The sequence below is a fragment of the Variovorax sp. J22R115 genome, from assembly GCF_030317005.1.
In the GTDB taxonomy this organism is placed as follows: domain Bacteria; phylum Pseudomonadota; class Gammaproteobacteria; order Burkholderiales; family Burkholderiaceae_C; genus Variovorax.
On sequence record NZ_JASZYM010000015.1, the window covers coordinates 20,917 to 45,987 of the forward strand.

The 25,071-nt window shown below is 66.9% G+C and carries 28 protein-coding genes; 13 read left to right on the top strand and 15 right to left on the bottom strand.

Annotation, left to right across the window (positions count from 1 at the left end; all coding sequences use genetic code 11):
• The first annotated feature begins 1 nt into the window (after nucleotide 1).
• The 3 genes from QTI04_RS24930 to QTI04_RS24940 are packed head-to-tail and all read left to right on the top strand — an operon-like array spanning nucleotide 2 to nucleotide 2,317.
• The gene (locus tag QTI04_RS24930; protein WP_286617912.1) at nucleotides 2–898 is read left to right on the top strand and encodes a 2-dehydro-3-deoxygalactonokinase; all 897 of its coding nucleotides are present in this window, start codon (nucleotides 2–4) and stop codon (nucleotides 896–898) included.
• Nucleotides 895–1,536, top strand: a complete 642-nt coding sequence (locus QTI04_RS24935) for a 2-dehydro-3-deoxy-6-phosphogalactonate aldolase (RefSeq protein WP_286617913.1) — start codon at nucleotides 895–897, stop codon at nucleotides 1,534–1,536. The genes QTI04_RS24930 and QTI04_RS24935 overlap by 4 nt, the downstream gene beginning before the upstream one ends.
• Nucleotides 1,537–1,576: 40 nt before the next feature.
• Nucleotides 1,577–2,317, top strand: coding sequence for an aldolase (locus QTI04_RS24940; protein ID WP_286617914.1), 741 nt, complete (start codon nucleotides 1,577–1,579; stop codon nucleotides 2,315–2,317).
• A 29-nt stretch (nucleotides 2,318–2,346) separates the two neighbouring features.
• Here QTI04_RS24940 and QTI04_RS24945 read toward each other — a convergent pair whose 3' ends face one another.
• The 5 genes from QTI04_RS24945 to QTI04_RS24965 all read right to left on the bottom strand — a co-directional run bounded on the left by QTI04_RS24945 (nucleotide 2,347) and on the right by QTI04_RS24965 (nucleotide 7,417).
• Nucleotides 2,347–3,456 (bottom strand): ABC transporter substrate-binding protein, encoded by a 1,110-nt coding sequence (locus tag QTI04_RS24945; protein WP_286617915.1) that lies wholly within the window; start codon nucleotides 3,454–3,456, stop codon nucleotides 2,347–2,349.
• A gap of 117 nt (nucleotides 3,457–3,573) precedes the next feature.
• The gene (locus tag QTI04_RS24950; protein ID WP_286604265.1) at nucleotides 3,574–4,275 is read right to left on the bottom strand and encodes an SDR family oxidoreductase; all 702 of its coding nucleotides are present in this window, start codon (nucleotides 4,273–4,275) and stop codon (nucleotides 3,574–3,576) included.
• A 25-nt stretch (nucleotides 4,276–4,300) separates the two neighbouring features.
• On the bottom strand, nucleotides 4,301–5,707 hold the full coding sequence (locus tag QTI04_RS24955; RefSeq protein WP_286604264.1) for an MATE family efflux transporter: 1,407 nt from the start codon (nucleotides 5,705–5,707) through the stop codon (nucleotides 4,301–4,303).
• On the bottom strand, nucleotides 5,704–6,957 hold the full coding sequence (locus tag QTI04_RS24960) for an MFS transporter (protein WP_286604263.1): 1,254 nt from the start codon (nucleotides 6,955–6,957) through the stop codon (nucleotides 5,704–5,706). Before QTI04_RS24960 ends, QTI04_RS24955 begins: the two co-directional genes overlap by 4 nt.
• Complete coding sequence (locus QTI04_RS24965; protein WP_286617916.1) at nucleotides 6,950–7,417, bottom strand: MarR family winged helix-turn-helix transcriptional regulator; 468 nt, start codon at nucleotides 7,415–7,417, stop codon at nucleotides 6,950–6,952. The genes QTI04_RS24960 and QTI04_RS24965 overlap by 8 nt, the downstream gene beginning before the upstream one ends.
• Before the next feature lie 52 nt (nucleotides 7,418–7,469).
• Between QTI04_RS24965 and QTI04_RS24970 the strand changes: the two genes are divergently transcribed.
• The 5 genes from QTI04_RS24970 to gloA all read left to right on the top strand — a co-directional run bounded on the left by QTI04_RS24970 (nucleotide 7,470) and on the right by gloA (nucleotide 11,979).
• A complete protein-coding gene (locus QTI04_RS24970; RefSeq protein WP_286617917.1) occupies nucleotides 7,470–8,012 on the top strand; it encodes a PaaI family thioesterase in 543 nt (180 codons plus the stop codon).
• 134 nt (nucleotides 8,013–8,146) lie between these two features.
• Nucleotides 8,147–9,202: a Fe(3+) ABC transporter substrate-binding protein gene (locus QTI04_RS24975; protein ID WP_286604259.1), complete on the top strand. Its 1,056-nt coding sequence runs from the start codon at nucleotides 8,147–8,149 to the stop codon at nucleotides 9,200–9,202.
• Between the two features lie 32 nt (nucleotides 9,203–9,234).
• Nucleotides 9,235–10,845 carry an iron ABC transporter permease gene (locus QTI04_RS24980; protein ID WP_286604328.1) on the top strand — a complete coding sequence of 537 codons (1,611 nt, stop codon included), beginning with the start codon at nucleotides 9,235–9,237 and terminating at the stop codon, nucleotides 10,843–10,845.
• Entirely contained in the window at nucleotides 10,842–11,543 is a 702-nt protein-coding gene (locus QTI04_RS24985; RefSeq protein ID WP_286617918.1) for an ABC transporter ATP-binding protein, read from the top strand. Before QTI04_RS24980 ends, QTI04_RS24985 begins: the two co-directional genes overlap by 4 nt.
• 25 nt (nucleotides 11,544–11,568) lie before the next feature.
• Nucleotides 11,569–11,979, top strand: a complete 411-nt coding sequence (gloA, locus tag QTI04_RS24990; protein WP_286617919.1) for a lactoylglutathione lyase — start codon at nucleotides 11,569–11,571, stop codon at nucleotides 11,977–11,979.
• 12 nt (nucleotides 11,980–11,991) lie between these two features.
• Here gloA and QTI04_RS24995 read toward each other — a convergent pair whose 3' ends face one another.
• From QTI04_RS24995 to QTI04_RS25010, 4 genes are all read right to left on the bottom strand, one after another.
• The gene (locus QTI04_RS24995; RefSeq protein WP_286617920.1) at nucleotides 11,992–12,717 is read right to left on the bottom strand and encodes a haloacid dehalogenase type II; all 726 of its coding nucleotides are present in this window, start codon (nucleotides 12,715–12,717) and stop codon (nucleotides 11,992–11,994) included.
• On the bottom strand, nucleotides 12,714–13,355 hold the full coding sequence (gene eda, locus QTI04_RS25000) for a bifunctional 4-hydroxy-2-oxoglutarate aldolase/2-dehydro-3-deoxy-phosphogluconate aldolase (protein ID WP_286566891.1): 642 nt from the start codon (nucleotides 13,353–13,355) through the stop codon (nucleotides 12,714–12,716). The genes QTI04_RS24995 and eda overlap by 4 nt, the downstream gene beginning before the upstream one ends.
• On the bottom strand, nucleotides 13,346–15,184 hold the full coding sequence (gene edd / locus QTI04_RS25005; protein WP_286617921.1) for a phosphogluconate dehydratase: 1,839 nt from the start codon (nucleotides 15,182–15,184) through the stop codon (nucleotides 13,346–13,348). Before edd ends, eda begins: the two co-directional genes overlap by 10 nt.
• 219 nt (nucleotides 15,185–15,403) lie before the next feature.
• A complete protein-coding gene (locus tag QTI04_RS25010) occupies nucleotides 15,404–15,946 on the bottom strand; it encodes an OmpA family protein (RefSeq protein ID WP_286617922.1) in 543 nt (180 codons plus the stop codon).
• A 147-nt stretch (nucleotides 15,947–16,093) separates the two neighbouring features.
• Here QTI04_RS25010 and QTI04_RS25015 point away from each other — a divergent pair, with 147 nt between their 5' ends.
• Both QTI04_RS25015 and QTI04_RS25020 read left to right on the top strand, forming a co-directional pair.
• Nucleotides 16,094–16,732 (top strand): gamma-glutamylcyclotransferase, encoded by a 639-nt coding sequence (locus tag QTI04_RS25015; protein ID WP_286617923.1) that lies wholly within the window; start codon nucleotides 16,094–16,096, stop codon nucleotides 16,730–16,732.
• 2 nt (nucleotides 16,733–16,734) lie between these two features.
• Nucleotides 16,735–17,271, top strand: coding sequence for a superoxide dismutase family protein (locus QTI04_RS25020; RefSeq protein ID WP_286617924.1), 537 nt, complete (start codon nucleotides 16,735–16,737; stop codon nucleotides 17,269–17,271).
• Here QTI04_RS25020 and QTI04_RS25025 read toward each other — a convergent pair.
• A complete protein-coding gene (locus tag QTI04_RS25025; RefSeq protein WP_286617925.1) occupies nucleotides 17,258–17,833 on the bottom strand; it encodes an NTP transferase domain-containing protein in 576 nt (191 codons plus the stop codon). The genes QTI04_RS25020 and QTI04_RS25025 overlap by 14 nt on opposite strands.
• A 23-nt stretch (nucleotides 17,834–17,856) precedes the next feature.
• Between QTI04_RS25025 and pdxH the strand changes: the two genes are divergently transcribed.
• A complete protein-coding gene (gene pdxH / locus QTI04_RS25030) occupies nucleotides 17,857–18,525 on the top strand; it encodes a pyridoxamine 5'-phosphate oxidase (protein ID WP_286617926.1) in 669 nt (222 codons plus the stop codon).
• Nucleotides 18,526–18,535: 10 nt separating this feature from the next.
• Here pdxH and QTI04_RS25035 read toward each other — a convergent pair whose 3' ends face one another.
• The 5 genes from QTI04_RS25035 to msrA all read right to left on the bottom strand — a co-directional run bounded on the left by QTI04_RS25035 (nucleotide 18,536) and on the right by msrA (nucleotide 23,123).
• A complete protein-coding gene (locus QTI04_RS25035; protein ID WP_286617927.1) occupies nucleotides 18,536–19,486 on the bottom strand; it encodes an AEC family transporter in 951 nt (316 codons plus the stop codon).
• Nucleotides 19,487–19,533: 47 nt separating this feature from the next.
• Nucleotides 19,534–19,842 (bottom strand): acylphosphatase, encoded by a 309-nt coding sequence (locus QTI04_RS25040; RefSeq protein WP_286604245.1) that lies wholly within the window; start codon nucleotides 19,840–19,842, stop codon nucleotides 19,534–19,536.
• Between the two features lie 125 nt (nucleotides 19,843–19,967).
• Entirely contained in the window at nucleotides 19,968–22,070 is a 2,103-nt protein-coding gene (locus QTI04_RS25045; protein ID WP_286617928.1) for a TonB-dependent receptor, read from the bottom strand.
• Between the two features lie 78 nt (nucleotides 22,071–22,148).
• A complete protein-coding gene (locus QTI04_RS25050) occupies nucleotides 22,149–22,541 on the bottom strand; it encodes a hypothetical protein (protein WP_286617929.1) in 393 nt (130 codons plus the stop codon).
• Between the two features lie 30 nt (nucleotides 22,542–22,571).
• Entirely contained in the window at nucleotides 22,572–23,123 is a 552-nt protein-coding gene (msrA, locus tag QTI04_RS25055) for a peptide-methionine (S)-S-oxide reductase MsrA (protein ID WP_286604241.1), read from the bottom strand.
• A gap of 98 nt (nucleotides 23,124–23,221) precedes the next feature.
• Between msrA and QTI04_RS25060 the strand changes: the two genes are divergently transcribed.
• Together QTI04_RS25060 and QTI04_RS25065 are read left to right on the top strand one after the other, a co-directional pair.
• Nucleotides 23,222–23,899, top strand: coding sequence for a TetR/AcrR family transcriptional regulator (locus QTI04_RS25060; RefSeq protein WP_286604240.1), 678 nt, complete (start codon nucleotides 23,222–23,224; stop codon nucleotides 23,897–23,899).
• A complete protein-coding gene (locus tag QTI04_RS25065; protein WP_286604239.1) occupies nucleotides 23,896–25,068 on the top strand; it encodes an efflux RND transporter periplasmic adaptor subunit in 1,173 nt (390 codons plus the stop codon). Before QTI04_RS25060 ends, QTI04_RS25065 begins: the two co-directional genes overlap by 4 nt.
• Nucleotides 25,069–25,071: the final 3 nt, after the last annotated feature.

Genomic DNA, 25,071 nt, shown 5'->3' on the forward strand with positions numbered 1-25,071 from the left:
CATGAGCCACACCCGCCTGGTTGCCGTCGATTGGGGCACGAGTTCGCTGCGCGGTGCGCTGCTCGACCCCGATGGGCGGGTGCTGGAAGAACAGAGCCATTCGCGCGGCATCCTCACCGTGAAGCACGGCGGCTTCACCGAAGTGTTCGAAACGCACTTCGGCGAATGGATGCACGCTCAAGGCATGCGTTGCCTGATCTCGGGCATGGCCGGCAGCAAGCAGGGCTGGGTCGAGGCGCCCTACTGCGCGTGCCCCGCGGGACTGGTCGAAGTGCGCAACAAGATCCTCGAGATCGAGCCGGGCCGAATCTCGATCGTGCCGGGCCTGAGCGACACGCACGACGGCGTGCCCGACGTGATGCGTGGCGAGGAGGTCCAGATCTTCGGCGCGATGGCACTCACCGGCATCCACGATGGACTGTTCGTGTTGCCCGGCACGCACAACAAATGGGCCCGCGTGAAGAAAGGGATGGTGACGGGTTTCCGCACCTTCATGACCGGCGAGTTCTACGCGGTGCTGAGCCAGCACTCGATCCTCTCGCGCACCATCGACACCTCTGCACCTCTGGACGAAGCCGCCTTTTTGCAAGGCGTCACGCAGGCCGACAACGGACAGGGCCTTCTGCACAACGCCTTCGGTGCGCGAACGCTCTCGTTGTTCGACCGCATGCCGGCACGCGAGTTGTCGAGCTATCTCTCCGGCATCCTGATCGGCGAGGAACTGCGCACGCAGTCGGTCCACGCCGCCGCCGAGGTCGTGCTGATCGGCACGTCTGCACTCACCCAGCGCTACGTGCTGGCCCTGCAGGCCTCGGGCACCACGGCCAGATCGCTCGGCGCCGAAGCCACCTGGGCCGGCCTGCACGCACTCCACTCACTGGGCCACAGAAAACAATGACCACGCCTGTCGACAAATTCTCCGGCGCAATGCGCCAGTTGCCGCTCGTTGCGATCCTGCGCGGACTGACGCCGGCCGAGGCACCCGCGATAGGCGATGCGATCGTCGAAGCAGGCTTCCGCCTGCTCGAAGTGCCCCTCAACTCGCCGCAACCGCTCGACAGCATCGCGCTGATGCGCCATCGCTTTCCGGATGCGCTCGTCGGCGCGGGGACGGTGCTGAGCGCCCAGCAGGTCCGCGAGGTGCATGCCGCGGGCGGCGAACTCATCGTCGCGCCGAACTTCAACGCCGAGGTGATCGCGGAAGCAGCCCGCCTCGGCCTCGTGACCTTGCCGGGCGTCATGACGCCGACCGAGGCCTTCGGCGCATTGGCCGCGGGCGCCACGGGGCTCAAGCTCTTTCCGGCGGAGTTGGCTTCGCCCGCCGTCGTGAAGGCGCTGCTGGCCGTGCTGCCCAAGGGCACCCAGCTGATGCCGGTCGGCGGCATCACGCCCGACAACATGGACGAATGGCGCGCAGCCGGTTCCACGGGATTCGGCATCGGATCGGCGCTGTACAAGCCCGGAAAGACCGCAGCCGCCGTGCGAGAAGACGCGCTGCGTTTCGTCGCGGCCTTCGCCGGCACGCCGCGCGCCTGATCGCGGCCTTCGTCCACCCAACCCCTTTCATCGACACGCCATGCCTGCTGACTCCGACTACGCCAGCCCCGCCGTCCGCACCTTGCGCCAGGACCTTGCGCTCGCGCTGCGTGCAGCCGCGCATCACGGCTTGTCCGAAGGCGTGTGCAACCATTTCAGCGTGGCCTTGCCGGGCGCGCAGGACCGCTACCTGATCAATCCGCGCGGCCTGCACTGGAGCGAGATCGGCCCCGACGACATCGTGCTGATCGACGTGCACGGCGAAGTGCTCGCGGGGCGGCATCGGGTCGAACCCACCGCCCTCTTCATCCATGGCGCGGTGCATCGCATCACCGGCCACGCCGTCGTGCTGCATTGCCACATGCCCTATGCCACGGCGCTCACGCTGACCGCCGACCGCGCGCTCGACCCGACGCTGAGCCAGAACGCGATGCGCTACATGAACCGCATCGCGATCGACGCCAGCTACAACGGCCTGGCCCTCGATGACCGGGAGGGCGAGCGCATCGCGAACGCCATGGCGGGCAAGGACGTGGCCTTCCTGGCGAACCATGGCGTGATCGTGGCGGGTGGGCGCATCGCGCACGCGTACGACGATCTCTACTACCTCGAGCGCGCGTGTCTTCACCAGGTGATCGCGCAATCGACCGGGCGACCGCTGGTGCCGGTCGATGCGGCGCTTGCCGCGCACGTGGCGGCGCAGATACAGGGAGAGCGGGAGCAGTCCGATCTGTTCTTCGAAGCGCTGCGCCGCTTGCTGCCTTCGCCGGCGAGACGCTAGACGCCAGGCCGCGCCGGGGCGCGGAGGCCTCAGCGCTTGAACTTGCCGTCGCTGATGATCGAGAGATCGGCGAAGTCGATGCCCGAATGGTCGGTGGGCGAATAGCTGACCTCGAGCCCGCCAAGATCGTAGTTGCGGATGGTGTCCAGGGCCGCCACGACTCGGGCCCGGGTCGGCTTCGGCCCCGCGCGGCGAAGCGCCTCGACCAGCACCTTGGCCGAGGCGAAGCCTTCGAGCGCAGCGGGCGAGAGTTCGTTCTGGCCCTTGGCGCGCGCCAGGCTCAGTGCCTCCTTGACCATCGGCTGACCGATGGAGCGTTCGTTCGGGAACACCTGCGTCACGATCACGCTGCTGCTCGCCTCGCCCAGTTGCTTGATGAAGCCGGACGAGGCGTTGTTCGACAAGGTGACGACCTGCGCTGCGGAACCGGCCGCGCGCAGCGCCTTCACGCCGTCGACCACCGCAAGGCCCGAGCCGATCCACACCACCGCCTGCGCCTTGGCGGCGGTGAGCTTCGGCACGATCGAGGCGTAGTCGGGCTTCTCGCGATCGGCCGGTGCCAGCGCTGCCGGCGTGGCGCCTGCCTTCTTGAAGCCGGCCATTGCGCCTTCCAGGGCATCCTGGCCGAAGGAGTCGGTCACGTACACCACGCCGATCCGCGTCATGCCGATGGTGAGCAGGTGCTGCACCGCCTTCTCTGCCTCGCGCTGGTAGGTGGACCGCACGTTGAACACGTTCTTCTGCACCGGCTTGTGCAGCACCATCGCGCCCGTCGAAGGGCCGATGAGCGCCACGTCGTACTTGTCGAGCCAGGGAATGATGGCCTGCGAATGCGGCGTGCCGCGGCTCATGAAGAGCGCGACCACCTTCTTCTCCTCGATCAGCACCCGTGCGTTCTCGCTCGCGCGCTTGACGTCGAAGGCGTCATCCATGCGCAGGATCTCGATCTTCTCGCCATGGACACCGCCTTGGGCATTGACGGCATCGATCACCAGCTTGGCGCCGCCAATGGTCTCGTTCACGCTAGCAGCGACCGAGCCGGTCATGCCAGCGGTCTGGCCGATCAGGATCTGTGCGGCCGCATTGACCGCGCCGAACGCCAACAAACCAGCAGCGCAGAGCAAGCGCACGTTTTTCATCAGGAACCTTTCGAGAGAGGACGCAGAGAACGCCCGGAAAAAGTGTTCCGATTTGTAAACAAGCTCGACGCAGGCCCTCTCCGTGGAAACCCCCGAAAAGGCTCACAACCATGCGCTTTAGTTGGCCGCGTAAGGCGGCGTGTCAGCCGAAAGTCCCTGTTTCACCTGCCGCGTCAATGCATCGGCCAACACTTCGAACTGCCCTGCTTCCAGCGCCGCAAGCGTCTGGGCCACCACGTCATCCGGCGAGGCCTTGGGACCGGGCACCTTGCTCGTCATGTCGGTGTCCATGAACGCAACGTGCAAGCTGAGGACCTGCGTGCCCTGTTCGCGCAACGCATTGCGCAAGCCGTTGCTCAACGACCATGCCGCCGATTTCGATGCGCTGTAGCTTGCAGCGCCCGGCAGACTGAGCCAGCTCAGGATCGACAGCACATTCACGATCGCGCCGCCGCCGTTCGCCTTCAACACAGGCGCAAAGGCCCGGCTGACGGCCCACGGCCCGAAGAAGTTGGTTTCCAACTCCGCCCGCGCCAGATCGAAGGCATCCGGCGTGTCGAGCAGATTCACGCCACGCGAGATGCCCGCGTTGTTGATCAACAGCGTCACGTCGCCACACTCGCGGGCTGCTGCCTCCGCCTGTTCGGGCTGCGTCACGTCCAGCGCAATGGGATGCACCCCGGCCAGCGTGATGCTCTTCGGATCGCGCGCTGCCGCGTAGACCTTCCTTGCGCCGGCCGCGACCGCGGCCTTTGCAAAGGCGAGGCCCAAGCCACGGTTGGCACCGGTGATGAATACGACGGAGTCTTTGACTTTCATGGTGACCTTTCGGATGTCTGGAGAATCAGGAGGGTTGAAAACGACGCAGCAAGCTGGCCGTCGTGCGCGGCCAGCCCACTCGTCCGAACCACGCGCCGCCAGCGATGGCCGAAGCGATGACGACGCCATACACCACCAGCGCCACACCTTGCGCAAAGAACACATGCACGAGCTCGCCACCCCAACGCAAGGCGAGCCAGCCGCCGACCCCGGCGACGATCAGGCGGGCGATGTTGCCCATCACCGGCCACAGCAGTCGGCCTGCGCCCTGCGACGCGAAATACAGCACCAGTCCGAGCCCGAAGAAGCCATAGAACGGCCCCACCGCCCGCAGATACTGCGAACCCGCTTCGAGCATCGCCGGATCGCTGCCGAACAACATCAGCCAGGGTCGCGGAAACAGCGCCGCCACGAGACCGATCGTCCCCGAGAGCGCGAAGGCGATGGCGGCACCGGCCCACGTCGCACGCAAGGCGCGCTCCCGCTGCCCCGCGCCGATGCAGGTGCCGACCATCGCGACCAGGGGCGCGCCCAAGCCGAACACTAGCGGGACGAGCAGGTATTCGAGCCGCGACGCCGTGCCGTAGCCCGCGATCGCGCCCGGGCCGAAGTGGCCCGACAAGGCCGTCGCAATGCCGATCGACAGATTGGTCGCCACCGTAGACACGGAGCCGACGAGGCCGATGCGCAGGATGTCGCTGAACAGCGGCCAGCGAAAGCGCGCCTTGGCCCAGGACGGCTTCAGCAGGCTGCGCTCGGACCGAAGGTAGATCCACAGCGCGATCGATCCGCCCAGGTAGTAGACCAACAGCGCAACGGCACCGCCCGCGATCCCGAGGCCCGGAATCGGTCCCCAGCCGAAGATCAGCAGTGGAGACAGCGGAATAAGGACGACCACCCCCGCCACGGTCACGTTCGCCGGCACGGCCATGTTGCCGGTGCCTCGAATGACCGCGGCCAGCGAGTTGAAGATCCACACCAGCACAGCGCCCGCAAACACCACGTGCGAGTAAGTCAACGCGGCATTCAGCGACGCGCCGGTTCCGCCCATGAGCGCATAGAGCCAGCGCCCGCCGACCAGCAGCGCAAACATGAAGAGCAGCCCGAACCCGATGGCGATGGCGATCGCATGGAACACCAGCGAGTCCGCATCGTCGCGGCGGCGTGCACCGAGCGCGCGGGCGATCGACGATGCGATGCCGCCGCCCATTGCGCCCGCTGACGTCATCTGCATCAGCATGACGATCGGGAACACCAGCGCCATGCCTGCCAGCGCATCGGTGCCCAGCTTGCCGACGAAGTAGGTTTCGATCAGGCCGACCGAAGCCTGAGCCACCATCACCAGCACGTTGGGTGCCGCAAGGCGCAGCAGCGTTGGAACGATCGGCGCTTCGAGCAGGCGCCGCGTGCGCGGGTCCACGCCGCCGCTCACGCCGCCACCTTGGCCATCAGGGCCGGCCGCGCTTCGCGAATCGGCAGATTGATCAAGGCGGCACCAGCGGCCAGCGCGATATCGATGTACCAGACGATGTCGTAGCTGCCCGTCGCCTGGAACACATAGCCGCCGAGGAAGGCGCCGAGGAAGCCGCCGATCTGGTGCGCCAGCATCACGATGCCGAACAGCATGGCCATGTTGGCGGGGCCGAACATCTTGGCGACCAGGCCCGCCGTCGGGGGCACGGTCGAAAGGAAGGTCACACCCATCACTGCCGCGAAGATCAACATGACGGCCGGCGTCTTCGGTGCGAGCAGGAAGATCAGCACCGCGATGCCGCGCGTCGCATACACCAGCGCCAGCAGCGACTTCATGCGCCAGCGGCCGACCGCCCAGCCCATGAGCAGGCTGCCGACGATGTTGAAGAGGCCGATCATCCCCAGCGCCCAGCCACCGATCTCCGGGGGCAGTCCGCAGGCCGCAACCACGCCGGGAAGGTGGGTTGCGAGGAAGGCGACGTGAAAGCCGCACACGAGGAATCCGAGGCTCAGGTAGCGATAGCTCGGAGTGCCGATGGCCTGGCTGATCGCCTGGCGCGCCGTGAGCGGCTTCGCGCCGCTGGCCGCCGCGGACTGCGCCGCCAGCTGGTTCGAATTGCCCTTCAGCACGAACACCGCCGGCAGTGCCAGCAAGATCAGCACGGCCAGCCACTGCATCGCGCTCGCCCAGCCGACGGACGCCATCAGGCCGATCGCGATCGGCGCCATGGCGAACTGGCCGAAGGAGCCACCCGCGTTCACGACGCCGGTGGCCAGGCCGCGCTTGTTTGCCGGCACGAGGCGTGTGGTCGCGGCCATCAGGACAGAGGGGCCTGCCATGCCTGCGCCGCCCGCTGCCAGCACGCCAATGGCGAAGATCAGCCCCGCGGTCGACGTCATCAAGGGCGTGATGAAGGTGCCGAGCGCCACCAGCAGCACACCGATGAAGATCACGCGGCCCGTGCCGATGCGATCAGCCACCGCACCGGCGAAGGGTTGCGTCAGCCCCCACCACAACTGGCCGAACGCGAATGCCAGGCTGATGCTGCCGATGCCGAGCCCGGTCGACGTGTTGAGCGACGAAAGGAACAGCCCCATCGTCTGCCGCACGCCCATGGTCAGCGCGAAGGTGCCGGCCGCAGCCAGCAGCACCAGCCACACGGCATAACGCGCAAGGGGCGTCGTGCCCGCAGATGTCTTGTCATTCATCGAACTCTCCATATCCGGTGGCATCACCCGTCGCCTGCAGCAACTCCATGCTCTCGTCGACGAGCGTGTGCAATGCGATGACGCGCTCGACGCCGAGCATTTCATTGAGTTTTTCCTGCGCGGTGCGCCAGTGGCGCTGCGCCTCCGTGCGCTTCTTCCGGCCCTCGTCCGTGATGGCGATCAGGCGGCTTCGCGCATCGGGGCCGTCGCTCTGCGTGAGCCAGCCCGCGGCAACCATGGGCTTGAGGTTGCGTGTCAGCGTCGAGGCCTCGATCCCCATGGCCTGCGCCAGATCCACCGGCCGCAGCGGCCCCAGATGAAGGACGTGCGACAGCAGCGAGTACTGCGTGGTCTTGAGCCCGCTCTTGGCGACCTCCGCGTCGTAGTGGCGGGCAAGCTGGCGCATCAGGCGCCGCAGCCGGAAATTGGTACAGCCTTGCGGCCTTGCGATAGCGTCCATGCCGATGATTGTAGCTACAATCATTGCATATGCAACTTCTTATGGGAATTGAATGACATCGACGGATCAACTGGCCTCCTGGATCGCTGAAGAAGACGCCATCAACGAGCGCCTCAACGCAGGGCCCGGCCCTGGCGTCGCCCGCCCCGAACAGATCGCCGGCAAGACCGGCCTGGAAATGATGCAGGCGATGCTGCGCGCGGAGATTCCTTATGCGGCCATCGCCAAGACGCTGCACTTCCAGCTGATCGAAGTCGGCCTCGGAAAGGCGGTGTTCCAGGGCACGCCGCGCGCCGAGCACCTGAATCCAATGGGCGGCATCCACGGTGGCTGGTTCGCCACCCTGCTCGATTCCGCGCTCGGCTGCGCCGTCCACACCATGATGCCGGTCGGCCGCGCCTACACCACGGCCGAGCTGGGCGTGAATCTGGTGAAGGGCCTCACGCCCAAGGTCCAGCGCGTGCGCGCCGAAGGCAAGGTCATCCATTGCGGACGGCAACTGGCCACCGCCGAGGCACGGCTGGTTGGCGCGGACGGCACGTTGTACGCCCACGCCACGACGACGTGTCTGGTGTTCGAGATGCCGAGCCGCTGAGGCTGACACGCGACCAATGGCCCCCCTGCCCTGTAGGTGCATAAGGCGGGCCGACGCCTGCGACAGTGATAATTATTCGCATCGGCAGCAGTCCGCGCCGATGCTTCTCATCTCACTGTCCCGGGAGACATCTCATGACCCAACGCCTTCGCGCGCCTGCCCTTGCGGTCAGCGCGCTGAGCTGCATTGCCGCCGCCTTGCTGGCTACGGCCACGCCCGCTCACGCGGCTGATGAACTCACCCTGTACACCACCCGCGAACCAGGCCTGATCCAACCGCTGATCTCGGCGTTCAGCGCGCAGAGCGGAATCAAGGTCAACACCGTGTTCGTAAAGGACGGCCTGCTCGAAAGAGTCAAGGCCGAGGGCGCCCGTTCGCCCGCCGACGTGCTGATGACGGTCGACATCGGCAATCTGATGGACCTCGTCGACGGCGGCGTCACGCAGCCCGTGAAATCGGCGGCGCTGGACGCGGCCGTTCCGTCCAACCTGCGCGGCGCCGACGGCCAGTGGTACGCGCTGTCGATGCGCGCACGCGTGCTGTATGCCGACAAGAACATGCCGTTGACCTCGTTCCGCTACGAAGACCTCGCGAATCCCAAGTACAAAGGCAAGGTCTGCATCCGCGCAGGCCAGCACCCCTACAACACGGCGCTGGTCTCCGCGATGATCGCGCACGACGGCGAAGCCAAGACCGAGCAATGGCTGCGTGGCGTGAAGGCCAATCTGGCCCGCAAGGCCACGGGCGGCGACCGCGACGTGGCGCGCGACATCCTCGGTGGCATCTGCGACGTCGGCCTCGCGAATTCCTACTACGTGGGCCAGATGAAGGGCTCCAAGGAAGGCTCCGACGCGCGCAAGTGGGGCGACGCGATCAAGGTGATCAAGCCGACTTTCGCCAACGCGAAAAGCGGCGGTACGCACGTCAACATCAGTGGCGCCGCGGTCGCGAAGAACGCGCCGCAGCGGGCCAATGCGGTCAAGCTGCTCGAGTTCCTGGTGTCGGAGCCGGCCCAGGCGCTGTATGCCGAGATCAACTACGAATACCCCGTTCGCAAAGGTGTAGCGCTGGATTCGATCATCTCGTCCAGCATCGGTGAACTGAAGGTCGATCCGCTGCCGGTGGCCGAGATCGCCAAATACCGCAAGCAGGCCAGCGCGCTGGTGGACAAGGTCGCGTTCGACCAGTGACGCATCTGCGATCTGTCGGCGCCGCCTGGCGGATCGCGTCGGTTGCCATTGCGCTGGGCGTCCTCGCGCCGGTGCTGAGCCTCGCATGGCTTGCCGTCGGTTCGGGCCTGGCGCATTGGTCGCATCTCGCCCGTCACGTGCTTCCGCAGGCCGCGCTCAACACGGCGTTGTTGCTGGCCGGCGTCGGCGCGCTGGTTCTCATCATCGGCACCGGCTGCGCCTGGCTGGTCACGGCCTGTGACTTTCCGGGTCGCAAGGTGCTGCACTGGGCCTTGCTGCTTCCGCTGGCGATGCCGACGTACATCGTCGCCTTCGCCTACCTCGATCTGCTGCACCCGATCGGCCCGGTCCAGGGCGCAATCCGCTGGGCGCTGGGCTTCGACAGCCCTCGCCAGTTCCGCCTGCCCGACTTGCGCTCGATGCCTGGTGCGATCTTCGTGCTCGGTTTCGTCCTCTATCCGTACGTCTACATGACGGCGCGCGCCATGTTCATGACCCAACCGGCCCACCTGATGGAAGCGGCCCGCACGCTCGGCGCGACCCGCGCCGCCGCCTTCTTCCGCGTCGCGTTGCCATTGGCGCGGCCCGCGCTGGCCGTGGGTCTAAGCCTCGCGTTGCTCGAGACGCTCAACGACATCGGCGCCTCCGAATTCCTCGGCATCCAGACGCTCACCGTCGCGGTCTACACGACGTGGATCACGCGCTCCGATCTGGCCGGCGCGGCACAGATCGCCTGCGCGATGCTGTTCGTGGTCGTGGCGCTGGTGCTGCTCGAACGCAATGGCCGGCGACACCAGCGCTTCGGTTCGGCGCAGCGCATGCGCGCGATCCGGCCGCGTCGCCTGCACGGCGCGGCAGCGTGGCTGGCCACCTTTGCGGCCGCGCTTCCTGTCCTACTGGGATTCGTCGCGCCCGCGCTCTACCTGGTCTGGGAAACGATCAAGCGGCTGCGCTTGGGCACCGGTATCTCTTCGGGATTGGTCGCGAGCCTGGGCAACACGATCGGGCTGGCAGCAGGCGTGACAGCGGTCACGGTCGCTGCCGGCCTCGTGGTGGCCTGGGCGGTCCGCAACCAGGGCTCGATGGGCAACGGCGCTCGCTGGCAGGCGCGTGCCGCAGTGCTGGGTTACGCCCTGCCGGGCACCGTGCTAGCGATCGGTCTTCTGACGCCGGCACTCGCCTTCGATGGCGCACTGGGGTCGCTGATCGGCCACCCGGGCCTGCCGTTGATGAGCGCGGGCATCGTGCTCGTCGTGGCCTGCGCGATCCGCTTTCTGGCCATGCCCGTCGGTGGCATCGAAGCGGGCCTGGCGCGCATTCCGCCAGCCCTCGAACAAGCCTCGCGCCTGCTGGGCGAGACCGCAAGCGGCACCCTGCGGCGCGTGCACCTGCCGCTGCTGCGGCCGGCCATCGCCGCGGCTTCATTGCTCGTCTTCGTCGACGCAATGAAGGAACTGCCCGCGACTCTGCTCCTGCGACCCGCGAATTTCGACACGCTCGCAACCTTGCTCTACGCGGAAGCCGCGCGCGGCACGTACGAAGAAGGCGCGATGGCCGCGCTCGCAATCGTCGTTGTCGGACTGTTGCCGGTCATGCTGCTCGCACGCAATGGACTGAGCGTGCAGGCGGAGGCCGCCCGATGAGCGCCACCCTTCAACTCGACGACGTGCGCCTGGCCTACGAAGGCACGCGAGGTGACCTCACGGTCGTCGACAGCTTCTCGCTGTCGCTCGACGCCGGTGCGATCGGCTGCCTGCTCGGCCCTTCCGGCTGCGGCAAGACCACCGTGCTGCGCGCCATCGCCGGATTCGAGCCGGTTCGCGCCGGCACGATCCGGCTCGGCGACAGCGTGCTGTCCTCGGTCGCGACGCACGTGCAGCCCGAGCGGCGCCGGGTCGGGATGATGTTCCAGGAATACGCCCTGTTCCCGCATCTCACCGCGGCACAGAACGTTGCCTTCGGCCTGAAGCGATGGGCACGCGAGGCACAAAGGGCGCGCGTCGCAGCCATGCTCGCGCTCGTCGGACTGGCCGACGCCGGCGAGCGCCATCCGCACGAACTCTCGGGCGGCCAGCAGCAGCGCGTCGCACTGGCTCGCGCGCTCGCACCCGAACCCGCGCTGCTATTGCTCGACGAACCCTTTTCGAATCTGGACGCGGCCACGCGCGAACGGCTGACGGCCGAAGTGCGCGACATCCTCAAGACCGCCGGGCAGACCGCGGTGCTGGTCACCCACAATGAAGCCGAAGCGCACACCATGGCCGACCAGATCGGCGTCATGCACAACGGACGCCTCATGCGCTGGGCGTCGAGCGTACGCCCGACGCGCGACAATAGGTGAACGACCACTCTTCGCGACCCACGAGATGCGACTTCTTCACACCATGCTGCGCGTTGGCAATCTCCAGCGCTCGATCGACTTCTACACCCAGGTGCTGGGCATGCAACTGCTGCGCACCTCCGAAAACCCCGAATACAAGTACAGCCTGGCCTTCGTCGGCTACGAAGGCAACCCGGCGCAGGCAGAGATCGAGCTGACCTACAACTGGGGCACAGAGAGTTACGAGATGGGCACGGCCTACGGCCACATCGCGCTGGGCGTGCCCGATGCCTATGCGGCCTGCGAGAAGATCAAGGCGGCGGGCGGCAACGTCTCGCGCGAGCCCGGGCCGGTAAAGGGCGGCACCACCGTGATCGCCTTCGTGACGGATCCGGATGGGTACAAGATCGAATTGATTCAGCGTGCCGAAGGGGCAGCTGGCGGCGGACTGCGCTGAACGAGCGCCGGCTCAACAACCCAGCAAATCCGCCAGCGCGCGGATGTCGCGCGCATGCAGCGTGTTGTCGGAATGCGGCGAAACATCCTTCGGCCGCGCCGGACCGAACTCGTTCGGACGCTCGATGTACCCGGTGCGCAGGCCGCACGTGCGCGCCGCCGCAAGGTCGTCATGATGGGCCGCCGCGAGCATCACCTGATTCGGCGTCACGTCGAACACCGCGGCGACGCCGAGGTAGGTGCGCGGATCGGGCTTGTAGGCCTTGAACACTTCTGCCGAGAGCACGCAATCCCACGGCAAGCCGGCCCGCTTCGCCATCTCGGTCAGCAAGCCGATGTTGCCGTTCGACAGCGTGCAGATGATGTACCTGCTCTTGAGCCGCGCCAGTCCCGCGACCGCATCGGGCCAGGCCGGCAAACGGTGCCACGCCTTGTTGAGCTCGCGCTTGCGCACCGAATCCAGGTCACTCACGCCGAAGTCGAGCAGCACGCCTTCGAGGATGCCCATGTGCAGTTCATCGAGCAGCGTGAAGCCGCCCTCGCCCGCCGCCAGGCGCTCCATCACGCTCCTCATCGCGGGTTGGTAGCCCGCACGCCAGGCCAGCGCGAAGGCGCCGCCCTCGATGCCGGGCAGGATGCGTTCGGCCTCGGCGGCGATGCCGGAATACCAGTCGACCACCGTGCCGAAGACGTCGAAGGCAATGACCTTGAGGTCGCTGCCGTCAAGCACCTCGCTCATCGCGCGAGCTGGCTCGCCTCTCGCGCGAGCGCCTCGATGCGTGCCCAGTCGCCGGCGGCGATGGCATCGGTCGGCACGATCCACGAGCCGCCCACACAGGCGACGTTGGACAGCGCCAGGAACTCGTGCGCGTTGCCCGCATGGATGCCCCCCGTAGGGCAGAACTTCACGTCGCCGAACGGCCCTTGCCAGGCCTTGAGCATCGCGAGCCCGCCCGCCTGCACGGCCGGAAAGAACTTGAGTTCGGTCAGGCCGTCTTCCTGGGCCATCATGATTTCGCTGCCCGTCGCGACGCCCGGCAGCAGCGGCAAGCCGAGGTCATGGCATGCCTTGCCGACGGCGCGCGTGTAGCCCGGACTGACGCCGAACTTCGCGCCGGCCAGCGCCGAGGCCTGCGCATCGGCAGCGCTGCGGATCGTGCCGGCGCCGGCCACGGCTTCGGGCACTTCCTTGGCGATGGCTTCGATGCATTCGAGCGCCTCGCGCGTGCGCAGCGTGACCTCGAGCATGCGGATGCCACCGGCGACCAAAGCGCGTGCGAGCGGCACCGCGTCCTTCACGTCGTGCAGCACGATGACCGGGATGACCGGGGCGTCGCGCATCACGTCGAGCGCGGAGATTGAATCTTTCACAGCCATGTGCAGGCTCCTTCTTCGGCAGTCAATGCATTGCGGCGCATGCCGGCAAACAGGTCGCGGCCGAGGCCGTGACCGTTGGCGGTGCGCAGTTCTTCGGGCAGCGTCGCGGTCTCGCGCGCAGCCCACTCGTCGTCCGGCAGCAGCACGGTGAGTGTGCCGGCGATCGAATCGAGACGGATCAGGTCGCCGTCGCGCACCTTCGCCAACGGCCCTCCTGCCGCGGCTTCGGGCGAGACGTGGATCGCGGCCGGAACCTTGCCCGAGGCACCGCTCATGCGGCCGTCGGTGACCAGCGCCACTCGAAAGCCCTTGCCCTGCAGCACCGACAGCGGCGGCGTGAGCTTGTGCAGTTCGGGCATGCCGTTGGCCTGCGGCCCCTGCCAGCGCACCACGCAGACGACGTCGCGTTCCAGCTCGCCGGCGTTGAAGGCCTGCTGCAGAGCAGCCTGCGATTCGAACACCCGGGCCGGAGCCTCGATCACGTGCCGGTCGTCGGGCACAGAAGACACCTTGATCACGCTGCGGCCGAGATTGCCGTTGAGCAGCTTCAGCCCCCCGGTGGCGCTGAAAGGCGTCGACACGGGGCGCGCCACGGCATCGTTCTTCGACGGCGCGGCTGCGTGCCACTTGAGTACGTGTTCATCGGACGGTGCACCCTGCAGGGTCGGGATGTTCGCGAATTCGCGAATGCCGCCCGCGCGCACGCTAAGTACGTCAGCGTGCATCAGGCCGGCGTCGAGCAGTTCACCGATCACGAAACCCGGTCCGCCCGCGGCCTGGAATTCGTTGACGTCGGCGCTGCCGTTGGGATAGACCCGCGTCAGCAGAGGCACGACCTCTGACAACTCCGAGAAATCGTTCCAGTCGATGAGGATGCCCGCGGCGCGCGCCACGGCGACCCAGTGGATGAGGTGATTGGTCGAGCCGCCCGTCGCGAGCAGCGCGGCCATGGCGTTGACGATGACGCGCTCGTCGACCATTTCGCCGATCGGCGGCACCGCAAAGGAAGCTTCGCCGGCACGGCCCAGCACGGTGCGCACCGCCTCGCGCGTGAGCGCCTCGCGCATCGAATCGCCGGGCTGGATGAAGGCCGTGCCCGGCACATGCAGGCCCATGGCTTCGAGCAGCATCTGGTTGCTGTTCGCCGTTCCATAGAAGGTGCAGGTGCCCTGCCCGTGATAGGCCTGCATCTCGGCATCGAGCAGGCCCTGCCGGCCCACTAGGCCCTGGGCTGCCTGCTCGCGCACCTTGGACTTGGCGCTGTTGGACAGGCCCGAAGGCATCGGCCCGGCGGGCACGAAGACGGTCGGCAAGTGACCGAAGTGCAACGCGCCAATGAGCAGCCCCGGCACGATCTTGTCGCACACGCCAAGCAGCAAGGCGGCGTCGAACATGTCGTGCGTGAGCGCCACCGCGGTGCTCATCGCGATCACGTCGCGGCTGAAGAGGCTCAGTTCCATGCCGGGCGTGCCCTGCGTGACACCGTCGCACATGGCCGGGACGCCGCCGGCCACTTGAGCGGTGGCGCCGAGGCGGCGCGCCTCGTGCTTGACGATGTCCGGATAGCCCTGGTACGGCGCGTGGGCCGAGAGCATGTCGTTGTAGGCAGTGACGACGCCGATATTGGGCGCGCGCTCGCTCACCACCCTGAATTTGTCGTTGGCGGGAATGCCCGCCACCGCGTGCGCCACGTTGGCGCAGCCCATGCGGTCGGAGCCGCGGTCGCGGTTGCGGGTTTCGGCCAGGCGCTGAAGGTAGGCGCTGCGCAACGAGCGGCTGCGCTCGCGGATGCGTTCGGTGACATCGCGGACTGTGGGATTTGTAGTCATGGGATGGGTCGCTCAGCCGGAAAGCCGCCATGTGGCAACGGCTCGGAAGTGCATGGTATCAAGCCGGAATGAAAAAGCCCGAGGGCTTTGCGTTCACCCTCGGGCTTGTCGAGCCTCTCGCTGCAGGAATACCGTGGAACCGGCTTTGCCGGGCACTGGTAATGCCCCCGGCAGGGGGTGGGCGAAGCGACACGAAGTGCGCGCAGCCTGGGGGCGAGCTCAATCCACCAGCTTGACCTCGACCCGGCGCGCTTCGGCGTTGGTGCCCGAACCGGTGGCAACTGCTGGCTTCTGCAATTCGATCTTGTCAGCCGGAACGCCGAGTCCGTTCAACACGTCGCGCACCGTTTCGGCGCGCTTCTTGGCGAGTTCTTCGTTGACTGCTGCATCGCCGGTTGTGTCGTGGTAGCCCGATACCACCGCCTTGCGGCCGCTCTCGACGCCCTTGATCACCGCGGCCAGCGCCTCGGCGGCACCGGGTGCCAAGTCGGCGCTCGCGGTAGCGAAGTAGAAATTCACGATGCCGCCCACGACACGAATGCTCGCGCCGTCGGGAATCACGACCGTGACGGTTTCCGTCACGACGGCGATGGTGGTGGTCGGCGCCGCTACAGCGGCCACCGGTTGGGCTGGCACGCCCGCCACGTGGTTCTTGTGATACAGCACGATGCCGATCACGAAGAAGATCACGAGAGCGATCAGGCCGAGGAGGAAGGCGAGGATGAAGTTCTGCTGGCTCTCGTCATCAACGGTGGCGGACATGGGGCGATCTCCGTAGTCAAGTGGTCGGTAAATAATGGTGCGGTGAACCATGACCGCCAAATTGTAGGCGCCGACCTTTCGCGCTCCGGCGACCCCGGCCCGCCTGGCCTGGACCCTCTGCCCCAACCCCTGCGCGACCCCAAGCCGATGCTCGACCGCGTGATCGAGGAATGGGGTGGGCACGAGGATCTCTGGCTTTTCGGCTACGGCTCCCTGATCTGGCGGCCGGACTTCGGATTTGTCGAGCGGCATCCCGCACGCGTCCATGGCTGGCATCGCGCACTCAAGATGTGGAGCCGTGTCAATCGTGGCACGGTCGAGAATCCGGGGCTCGTGTTCGGGCTGCTGTCGGGTGGCAGCTGCCGGGGCATGGTCTTCCGCGTGCCCGCGGCGGACGGTCTCGAAACCCTCGGCCGGCTCTGGCTGCGGGAGATGCCCACCGGCGTCTACGACCCCAAGTGGCTCGAATGCGTGACGCCGCATTCCACCGTGCGTGCGCTCGCCTTCACGCTGTCGCGGCGAAGCCCGAACTTCACCGGCGAATTGAGCGATGAGCGCTATCGCCGGATTTTCGAGAGCGCGGTGGGCCGTTACGGCACCTCACTGGACTACGCGCAGCAAACCTTGCTGGAGCTCCGCCGTCACTCCATTCACGACGCCGCGCTGTCGCGGCTCGTGAAGCTCGCGGAAGCGCGGTTGTCGGCGCAGGCCGACAGCGCAGCGCTCCATGCTCCGGTGTACCCTTCCCCGTCCCCTTCCAAACCCGAATCAACCTCCGAGGAGTAGCCATGTCCCGTCGCTTCATCGCCCCTGTTGCAGTCCTTTTCGCGGCCAGTGTTCTCGCCGCGTGCGGCACCATGGGGACCGGCGCGGGCGCCATGGCCAACCTGGCGCCGACCGGCGCGATGTCGCCGAATCCGACCATGGGCAAGGTGACTTTCAAGCCGCTGGAACATGGCGTGCGCGTCGAAGGCGAGGTACGCGGCTTCGCGCCGGGTACCGAACACGGCTTCCACATCCACGAAAAAGGCGACTGCGGTGACAACGGCAATGCCTCGGGCGGTCACTTCAATCCTGGCGGCGGCACGCACGGCAAGTTCGCCGCGCCGGGCAGCCATGCGGGCGAGCTTCCCAGCCTGGTCGCCGATTCGAGCGGCGTCGCGCGCTTCAGTGTCGACGTGCATTCCATCTCGCTGACCGAAGGCGCCAATAACAACGTCGTCGGCCGCGCGCTGGTGGTGCACCGCGACCGCGACGACTTCACCTCGCAGCCCGCCGGCAACTCCGGCCCGCGCATCGCTTGCGCGGTGATCACGCGCGGCTGAGGCGATCCAGCAGAAGCGCTTCGGCGCGCGCGAGCTCTTCAGGGGTGTCGATGTCGGTCACGATGCCGACGTCGTCGACTTCGACCTCGGCCACTTGCTGCGCATCCCTCAGCGCCCGAAGGATGGGCGCCGCGCCCAGATTGCCGGACAGCGCTGCCAGCTGCGGCCCGCAGATCGCCGCAAAGCCGACGGGATGGCCGCGTCCGCCGCGGTAGTGCGGCTGGGCCGCGCGAGCCGGACCCGACAGCGCCCGCGCAACGGCTTGCAAGGTGGCCGGCAGCACCAGGGGCAGGTCCGCCGGAAGAATCAGCCACGCCGCCGCGTCGGCCGTGGCGCGCACGGCGGCGGCGATGGAGTCACCCATCCCCGGATGGCCCACATCCTCCAGATGCCATGGCAGCCCGCTTGCGCGAACGGCGGCGAGCGTGTGCTCCAGCACCGTGGAGCCCGCCAGCGGCGCATGCAGCTTGTAGCCCACGCCCCCCGCGGCCGTGAAACGCTCGCCGCGACCCGAGGCGAGCACGATGACGATGGGCGATGAAGACATGGACGCAGTGCTCATGGCGCGCAGTATCCCTGCTTCGCATGCGCAACAATGGCGCCATGATGAGTTCCCCCAACGAGTCGCTGGCCGCCCTCCGCAAGAGCTACGAGCGCGCCGAGCTTGACGAAACCAGCAGCGCGGGCGACCCGGTGCAGCAATTCGAGCGCTGGCTCGCCGAGGCGATCGACGCGCAACTGCCCGAACCCAACGCAATGACGTTGGCCACCGTCGGCGGCGACCTGCGTCCCTCCACCCGCATCGTGCTGATCAAGGGCTACGACGCGCGCGGCATCGTCTGGTACACCAACTACCAGAGCCGCAAGGGCCAGGATCTGGCAGGCAATCCCTGGGCCGCGCTCCAGTTCCACTGGGTCGAGCTGGAGCGCGTGGTGCGCATCGAAGGCCGCGTCGAAAGAGTCAGCGATGCCGAGAGCGATGCCTACTTCGCGAGCCGCCCGCTCGACTCGCGCATCGGCGCCTGGGCCAGTCCGCAGAGCGAAGTGATCAGCGGTCGCGACGTGCTGGTGAAGAACGCCGCTGTGCAGGCGGCAAGATATCTGCTCTCACCGCCGCGTCCACCGCATTGGGGCGGCTTCCGCCTGATGCCCGACCGTTGGGAGTTCTGGCAGGGGCGCAAGAGCCGGTTGCACGACCGCCTTCGCTATCGCCAGGAAGATGGCGCATGGGTTCGCGAGCGCCTCGCGCCTTGACTGCAGGGATCTACAGGAATCGATTCGCGAGCGCCATCACGCCCGACAGCGTGATGAGTGCCATCCCGGTGGACACCACCACGCTTGCAGTCACGAGTTCTTCCGCCGTGCGGTAGCGCTGCGAGAACAGGAACACATTCGCGCCCATGGGCAGTGCGGCAGCCACGACCATGACCGTGAGCGGCAAGCCACGCAGACCCAGCGCCAGGCCGATACCGACCGTCAGCAGCGGATGCACGAGGTTCTTGATCAGCGCCTGCACCAGTGCGCCTTGCCAGTGCCCGCCGACCCGCGTCAACGCGAGCGTGATGCCGACCATGACCAGCGCCACCGGGCTGAAGGCGCCGCCGAGCAGCGCGATCGGCTTGTCGATGGCCTCGGGCATCTGGATGCCCGTCTGTGCAAACAGAAGGCCCGCGATGATCGGCAGCGGCACCGGGTGAATGATCGCGTTGTAGAGCGCCCGGCCCACGGTGCGAATCATCGAGCGGCGCTCCTCCCCGCTCGTCGACGCGTGCTCGTGCGCCACGGCCAATTCGAGGACCACCGTCGCACTGGTCAGCAGCACCAGCGAATGCAGCGAGATCAGCGTGAGTAGCACGACCATGCCTTCGGGCCCGTAGGCCAGGCCGATCAGCGCGATGCCGATCATCACGGTGTTGCTGTAAGTGTTGGCCAGCGCGAGCACAGCCGCCGTCCGGTTGAAGCCCCGCAAAACCAGCGTGCCCGCGAAGATGATGCCCGCCGCGATGAAGTAGGCGGCGACAGGCCGCAGGCTCAGTTGCTCGACGCGCACCGTGCTCATCGCCCGGAACAGGAGCGCAGGCGCGAGCAGCAGGAAGATCAGGTTCGACAGGTCCCTCACCGCCTTGCCGCCGACCCACCCGCGACGCCCCGCAAGGTAGCCCGCGGCGATGAGAAGAACAACGGGCAGGAGCGAGGAAAGGACGGACGCATTCACCGCGGCGAGGATACATGGGCGTGCACCTCGACCGCGCCGCGCCCTGGCTACACCGTGGGCAGGCGTTCGAACTGGTCGAGGCGATCGACCGGGGACCGCAGCGCGTTCACTTCGAGGGTGTCGACCACCGCCGATGGCACGCCGTTGCGCAGCCAGGCGCACATCTGCGCAAGTTGCTCGGGCGAGCCCTGCACCATCAATTCGACCGAGCCGTCCGTGCGGTTGCGAACCCAGCCCGTGACCCCCAGTGCACGCGCCTGACCAATACAGGCTTCCCGGAAGCCGACGCCTTGCACGATCCCGCGGATCCTCGCGAGCCGGCTCTCCACCGAATCAATATGCTGCTCAGTGCGCATGAGCCATCTCCATCAGTTCCACGCCTTGCGTTTCGCCGGATTCAAGTTGCCTTCATCGTCGCGCCCCTGGATCCCCTGCGAAAAGAGTACTTTCCCTCTGGAGACGGAATACTTAACGTTTGCGGCTAAAAGGTCGCCCGCAACCCCAGCTTCAGCGACCTCCCCGGCAACGGCGCGTTGGGGTACACGGTCGTCGTCAGGATCGAAGTCGCGCTGTAGGCGAGCTGGTCGGTGATGTTGTCGATGCGCGCATACCAGGTGAGGTTGGCACGCTGCACGCGCATCTTGTAGGTGAGCGCTGCGTTCCACATCGTGTAGGCATCGGTCGGGATATCGCCGAAGGGCGGCACCCGGTCCTGCGCCGCGTAGTGGTCGAAGCCCACGCGTGCCGTCCAAGGGCCGTCGCCGTAGGCCAGGGTGGCACCCACTCGTGCCGGCGCGATGCGCGGCAGCGGCAGGTTGGTGTTGGTGTTGGTGGCCCGCACCAAGTCGCCTCGCCACTCGAGGTCCAGCGTGGCCGCGTCGTCCAGACGCGAGAAGCCGCCGGTGCCGAGCAGCCGCAGGTTGCCGTTGGCCTCGATGCCGGTGAAGCGTGCGGGCACGCCCCGATACACGTATTCGGCGAAGGTCTCGGGGAACAGCAATCCTTCGGGTGTGTCGACGGGAGGCGGATTGACTTCGCCATCCGCACTGCGCTCGCGGCCCGTTGCCGTGAGGCCGATGTAGTTGCTGAAGCGCGTCACGTAGGCATTGACCCGGGCGGTATTGGGTCCGTCCTTCCATTGGGCGCCCAGTTCGAAGCCGGTCGATTTTTCCTTCTTCAGGTCCGGGTCGCCGATTTCCCACGCGGCCGTCGCGACGTGCGGGCCGTTGGCGAACAGCTCGTAGTCCTTGGGCGCCCGCTCGGTGTAGGCCAGGTTCGAAGTGAGCTGCCATTGCGGCGTCAGGTCGACCAGCGCGCCGAAGGCCGCACTGCTCGGCGTGAAGTTGCGCTCGCCGACGAAGAATCGTGTGAGCTCCGGGTTCTCGGGATCGCCGAACGACTGAACCTTGACCTGCTCGGTCCGCGCGCCGAAGTTCAGGCGGCCCCATGAGGTGCCCAGGTCTTCGTTGAGGAACAGCGCGTTCGACCGCGTCCGGCTGTTCGGCGCGAACGCCTCCTCTCCCGATGCCGAGAAGCGGCCGTTGTCGCTCGTGAAGCCGATGAGGCCATCGAGATTGCCGATGCGCTGGTGACGCGCTTCGAGGCGGAAGGCGTTGCTGTCGTTGGTGAACACCGTTCCGGGCAGCGGCCCTTCGTACTCGGTGTGGCGGTATTCGGTGCGGCTCAGCTTGGCGTGGACATTGGTGAAGAAACCACCCGGCTGCCATTCGCCCTCCAGCGCATAGCGGTCGGAGTTCATGCGGATGGTGACGTCGTCTTCGGCCACGGTGCCGTAGTCGCTGCGGTAGGTGCTCACCGAGGCACCGAGCCAGCCCTTGTCGAAGAACATCGTGCCGCCGAGCGCGCCCCCGTCCGCCTGGTTGGCCGAATTGCACAGCTTGTAGGCGATGCCGGGCCGCTGCGGATTGGCACAGGGGATGGCGAGCGGCACCCTGACGTCGTCCGAGTTGCGGCTGAATGCGTCCACGTGCAGGGCATAGCGGTTGTTGCCGCCTTCGAGCACCACGCCGCCAGCCTTTTCGCGATTGCCGGTCGCGAAGCCCACGTCGGCCCGGCCGCCGAAGCCTTCGATCGGCTCAGTCGGAATGCGGTTGTCGATCACGTTGACCACGCCGCCGACCGCGCTGCCGCCGTACTGGAGCGCCGACGGCCCCCGCAGCACTTCGAGACGATCGGTGACGAGCACGTCCACAGGCACCGCATGGTCGTAGCTCAGCGCCGAAGCGTCGGGTGCGGAGCCGCCGTTCTGCAGGATGCGAATGCGGTCGCCGTCCTGGCCGCGGATGGTGGGCCGGCTGGCATTCGGACCGAAGTAGGTGCTGCTCACGCCCGGCACGCCGTTCAGCGTTTCGCCGAGGGTGGACTGGGACTTGAGGAGCAACGCGTCCCTGGACAGCGAAGTGGTCGGCGAAATCGTGTCTGTGGCGCCGAGCGGATTGCCGGTGACGGTGACCTCACGCAGCGTCGCAGCGGAAGCATCCGCGTCGGATTGAGCCCAGGCGGCGCAGGAGACAAGGGAAAGCACGGCAACGCCCACGGCGCTGCGACGGAAAAAGAATGGCATCTGGGAACACTCGTTGAATCGATGGACGACCGGCCGCCATCCGCAAGGCGGATGCAGCAGCCGGCAGGCAAAGGGGATTCAGCGAGTGGAAGGCGGGCCGCGCGCGTCGAAGAGCGCGACCCATCGGGCGAGTGCCTCGCCCTCGCGCCAGGCGAAGGTAACCGCCGGCAGCATGCCCGGCAGGATGACCGGCGGCACGCAGAGTGCGGCCGAGCCGTGGGAAAGCTGGTCGTACAGGCGGCAATCGGCGTCGGTGTGAGCGCCGAACAACTCAAGGAGACCGCTTTGCGAATGGCTCGTGCCCGCAGGCTTCACCGAATCGCCGGCGTGCGCGGACGCAGCAGGTGCGCTCGGGGTCAGGGGGCCATGCACCGTGCGGTGCATGAAGCCGAGTGTCGTCGCGAGCCACAAGGCGAACGCCAGCACGCACACGATGGCGCGGGTTCTGTGACGGCTTGTGGCGAAACGCATGGGCGGGAAGGATACCGGGCCTCGGGCCCCTCAGGATTTGACGCGTGCCGCAAAAGTCTTCTGGAACTTCTCGACCTTGGGCCCGACCACGAAGGCGCAATAGCCCTGGTTGGGGTTGTTCAGGAAGTAGTCCTGGTGGTAGGCCTCTGCCGTCGAGTAGTTGTCGAGCGGCTTGACCTCCGTGACGATCGGCGACCGGTAGGTCTTGCTGTCGCCGATCTCGCGGATGACCTCTTCCACCACGCGCTTCTGCTCGTCGTTGCCGTAGTAGATGCCGCTGCGGTACTGCGTGCCGACGTCGTTGCCCTGGCGGTTGAGCGTGGTCGGGTCGTGCACGACGAAGAAGATCTCCAGGATCTCGCGCAGCGTGATCTGTGTCGGGTCGAATTCCACCTTGACGACTTCCGCATGCCCCGTGCGCCCGGTGCAGACCTGCTCGTAGCTCGGATTCATCACCTGTCCGTTGCTGTAGCCGGATTCGACATCCACCACACCCTGCACCCGGTCGAACACCGCCTCGGTGCACCAGAAGCAGCCGCCGCCCAGCACGATGGTTTCGGTTTGCGGTGATGGCGTCGACATGTGAACTCCGTCATTGAAATGGGCGAACCTTGCATTGTCACGGCTTGACGCGATCCCGGCCGCTCACTACATTACTAACCCGCCAGTCATTAACCGCCATGCCCGCCCCCCGATTCCTCAGCGACAAGCTTTGCTCCGTGCGAACCAAGCGGGAGCGTCGCAAGGAAGCCCGTCCGGGCGAGTTGCTGGAAGCGGCGCTGGATCTCTTCGTCGAAAAGGGCTTCGCCGCGACCCGCTCCGAAGAAGTGGCCGCCCGGGCCGGTGTCTCCAAGGGCACCCTCTTCCTCTATTTCCCGAGCAAGGAAGAACTGTTCAAGGCCGTGGTCAACGAGAACCTCGCCGGTCGCTTCACCGAGTGGAACAAGGAATTCGACGAGTACGAAGGCAGCACCTCCGACATGCTGCGCTATTGCATGCGCGTGTGGTGGGAGAGAGTCGGTTCCACCAAGGCATCCGGCTTGACCAAGCTGATGATGAGCGAGGGGCGGAACTTCCCCGAGCTGGCCGAGTTCTATCGGCGCGAGGTGGTGCGGCCGGGGCATGAACTGCTGCGGCGCATCCTGCAACGCGGTGTCGATCGCGGCGAGTTCGCGCCGATCGACGTCGACCACGCGATCTACACCGTCATCGCGCCGATGATCTTCCTAATGCTCATCAAGCATGCGGCAGCCATCTGCGTCGATGGCGAAACGGAAATCGACCCCGAGAAATACCTGGCGATCCAGACGGAGACCGTGCTTCACGGACTCTGCGTGCCGCCGAGAGCGTCTGAATGAAAAGAACATTGAAGTGGGTCATCGCGGCCCTGGTCCTGATCCTCGTCATCGGCGGGGTGCTCCGCGCCGTGGGTGCGCGCAAGGCGCATCAGGCCGCCGTCGCGGCCGGCGGCACGGTCGCGGAGACAGTGGTGGAGCTTTCATCCGCCGACGTGGTGCGAGTCAAGCGGCGCGAGTTGGCCGAGACGCTGTCGGTGTCCGGCACGCTCAAGGCGGTGGACTCGGCGCAGGTCAAGGCCCGTGTCGCGGGCGAACTGATCGGCCTCACGGTGCGCGAGGGCGACAACGTCACCGCCGGACAGGTCATCGCGCGCATCGATCCAATCGAATACCAGTCGCGCGTGCGCCAGGCGCAGGAGCAGGCCGATTCCGCCCGCGCGCAGGCCGAGGTGGCCCAACGCACATTCGACAACAACAAAGCGCTGGTCGACCAGGGCTTCATCTCCAGGACCGCGCTGGAGACCTCGCAGTCGAATCTCAACTCGGCCCTGTCGACCCACCGCGCCGCACTGGCCGCGGTCGAGATGGCGCGCAAGTCGCTCGACGACACGGTGCTCAGGAGCCCCATCACCGGGCAGGTGTCGCAGCGGTTCGCGCAATCGGGCGAGCGCGTCGGCATCGATACCAAGGTGATCGAAGTCGTGGATCTGAGCCGCATAGAGGTCGAGGCCACCGTTGCCGCCGCCGACTCGGTGGCGGTGCGCGTGGGCCAGCGGGCGACCTTGCAGATCGAAGGCAGCAACGCGGTCGACCCGAAGAGTGGCGAACGCAGCGTCGGCGCCACCGTGGTTCGCGTCAATCCGAGCGCCCAGGCGGGCAGCCGCAGCGTGCTGGTCTATCTGAAGCTGGACCGCAGCACGGGCTTCCGCCAAGGCCTGTTCGCGCAGGGCAGCATCGACGTGGGCCGTACCGAGACGCTCGCCCTGCCCTTGTCGGCAGTGCGCACCGACAAGCCCGTGCCCTACGTCCAGTTGGTGATCGAGGGACGCATCGCCCACCGCCAGGTCGAGACCGGCCTGCGCGGCCAGGTCGACGGCCAGACGATGATCGCGGTCCGCGGCCTCGATGAAGGCGCGGTCGCCGTGACCGGCACCGTCGGTCCGCTGCGCGACGGCACGGTCGTGCGCCTGGCGCCGGTCGCAGCGCCTGCCGCTCGCACCGCGCCCTGAGCG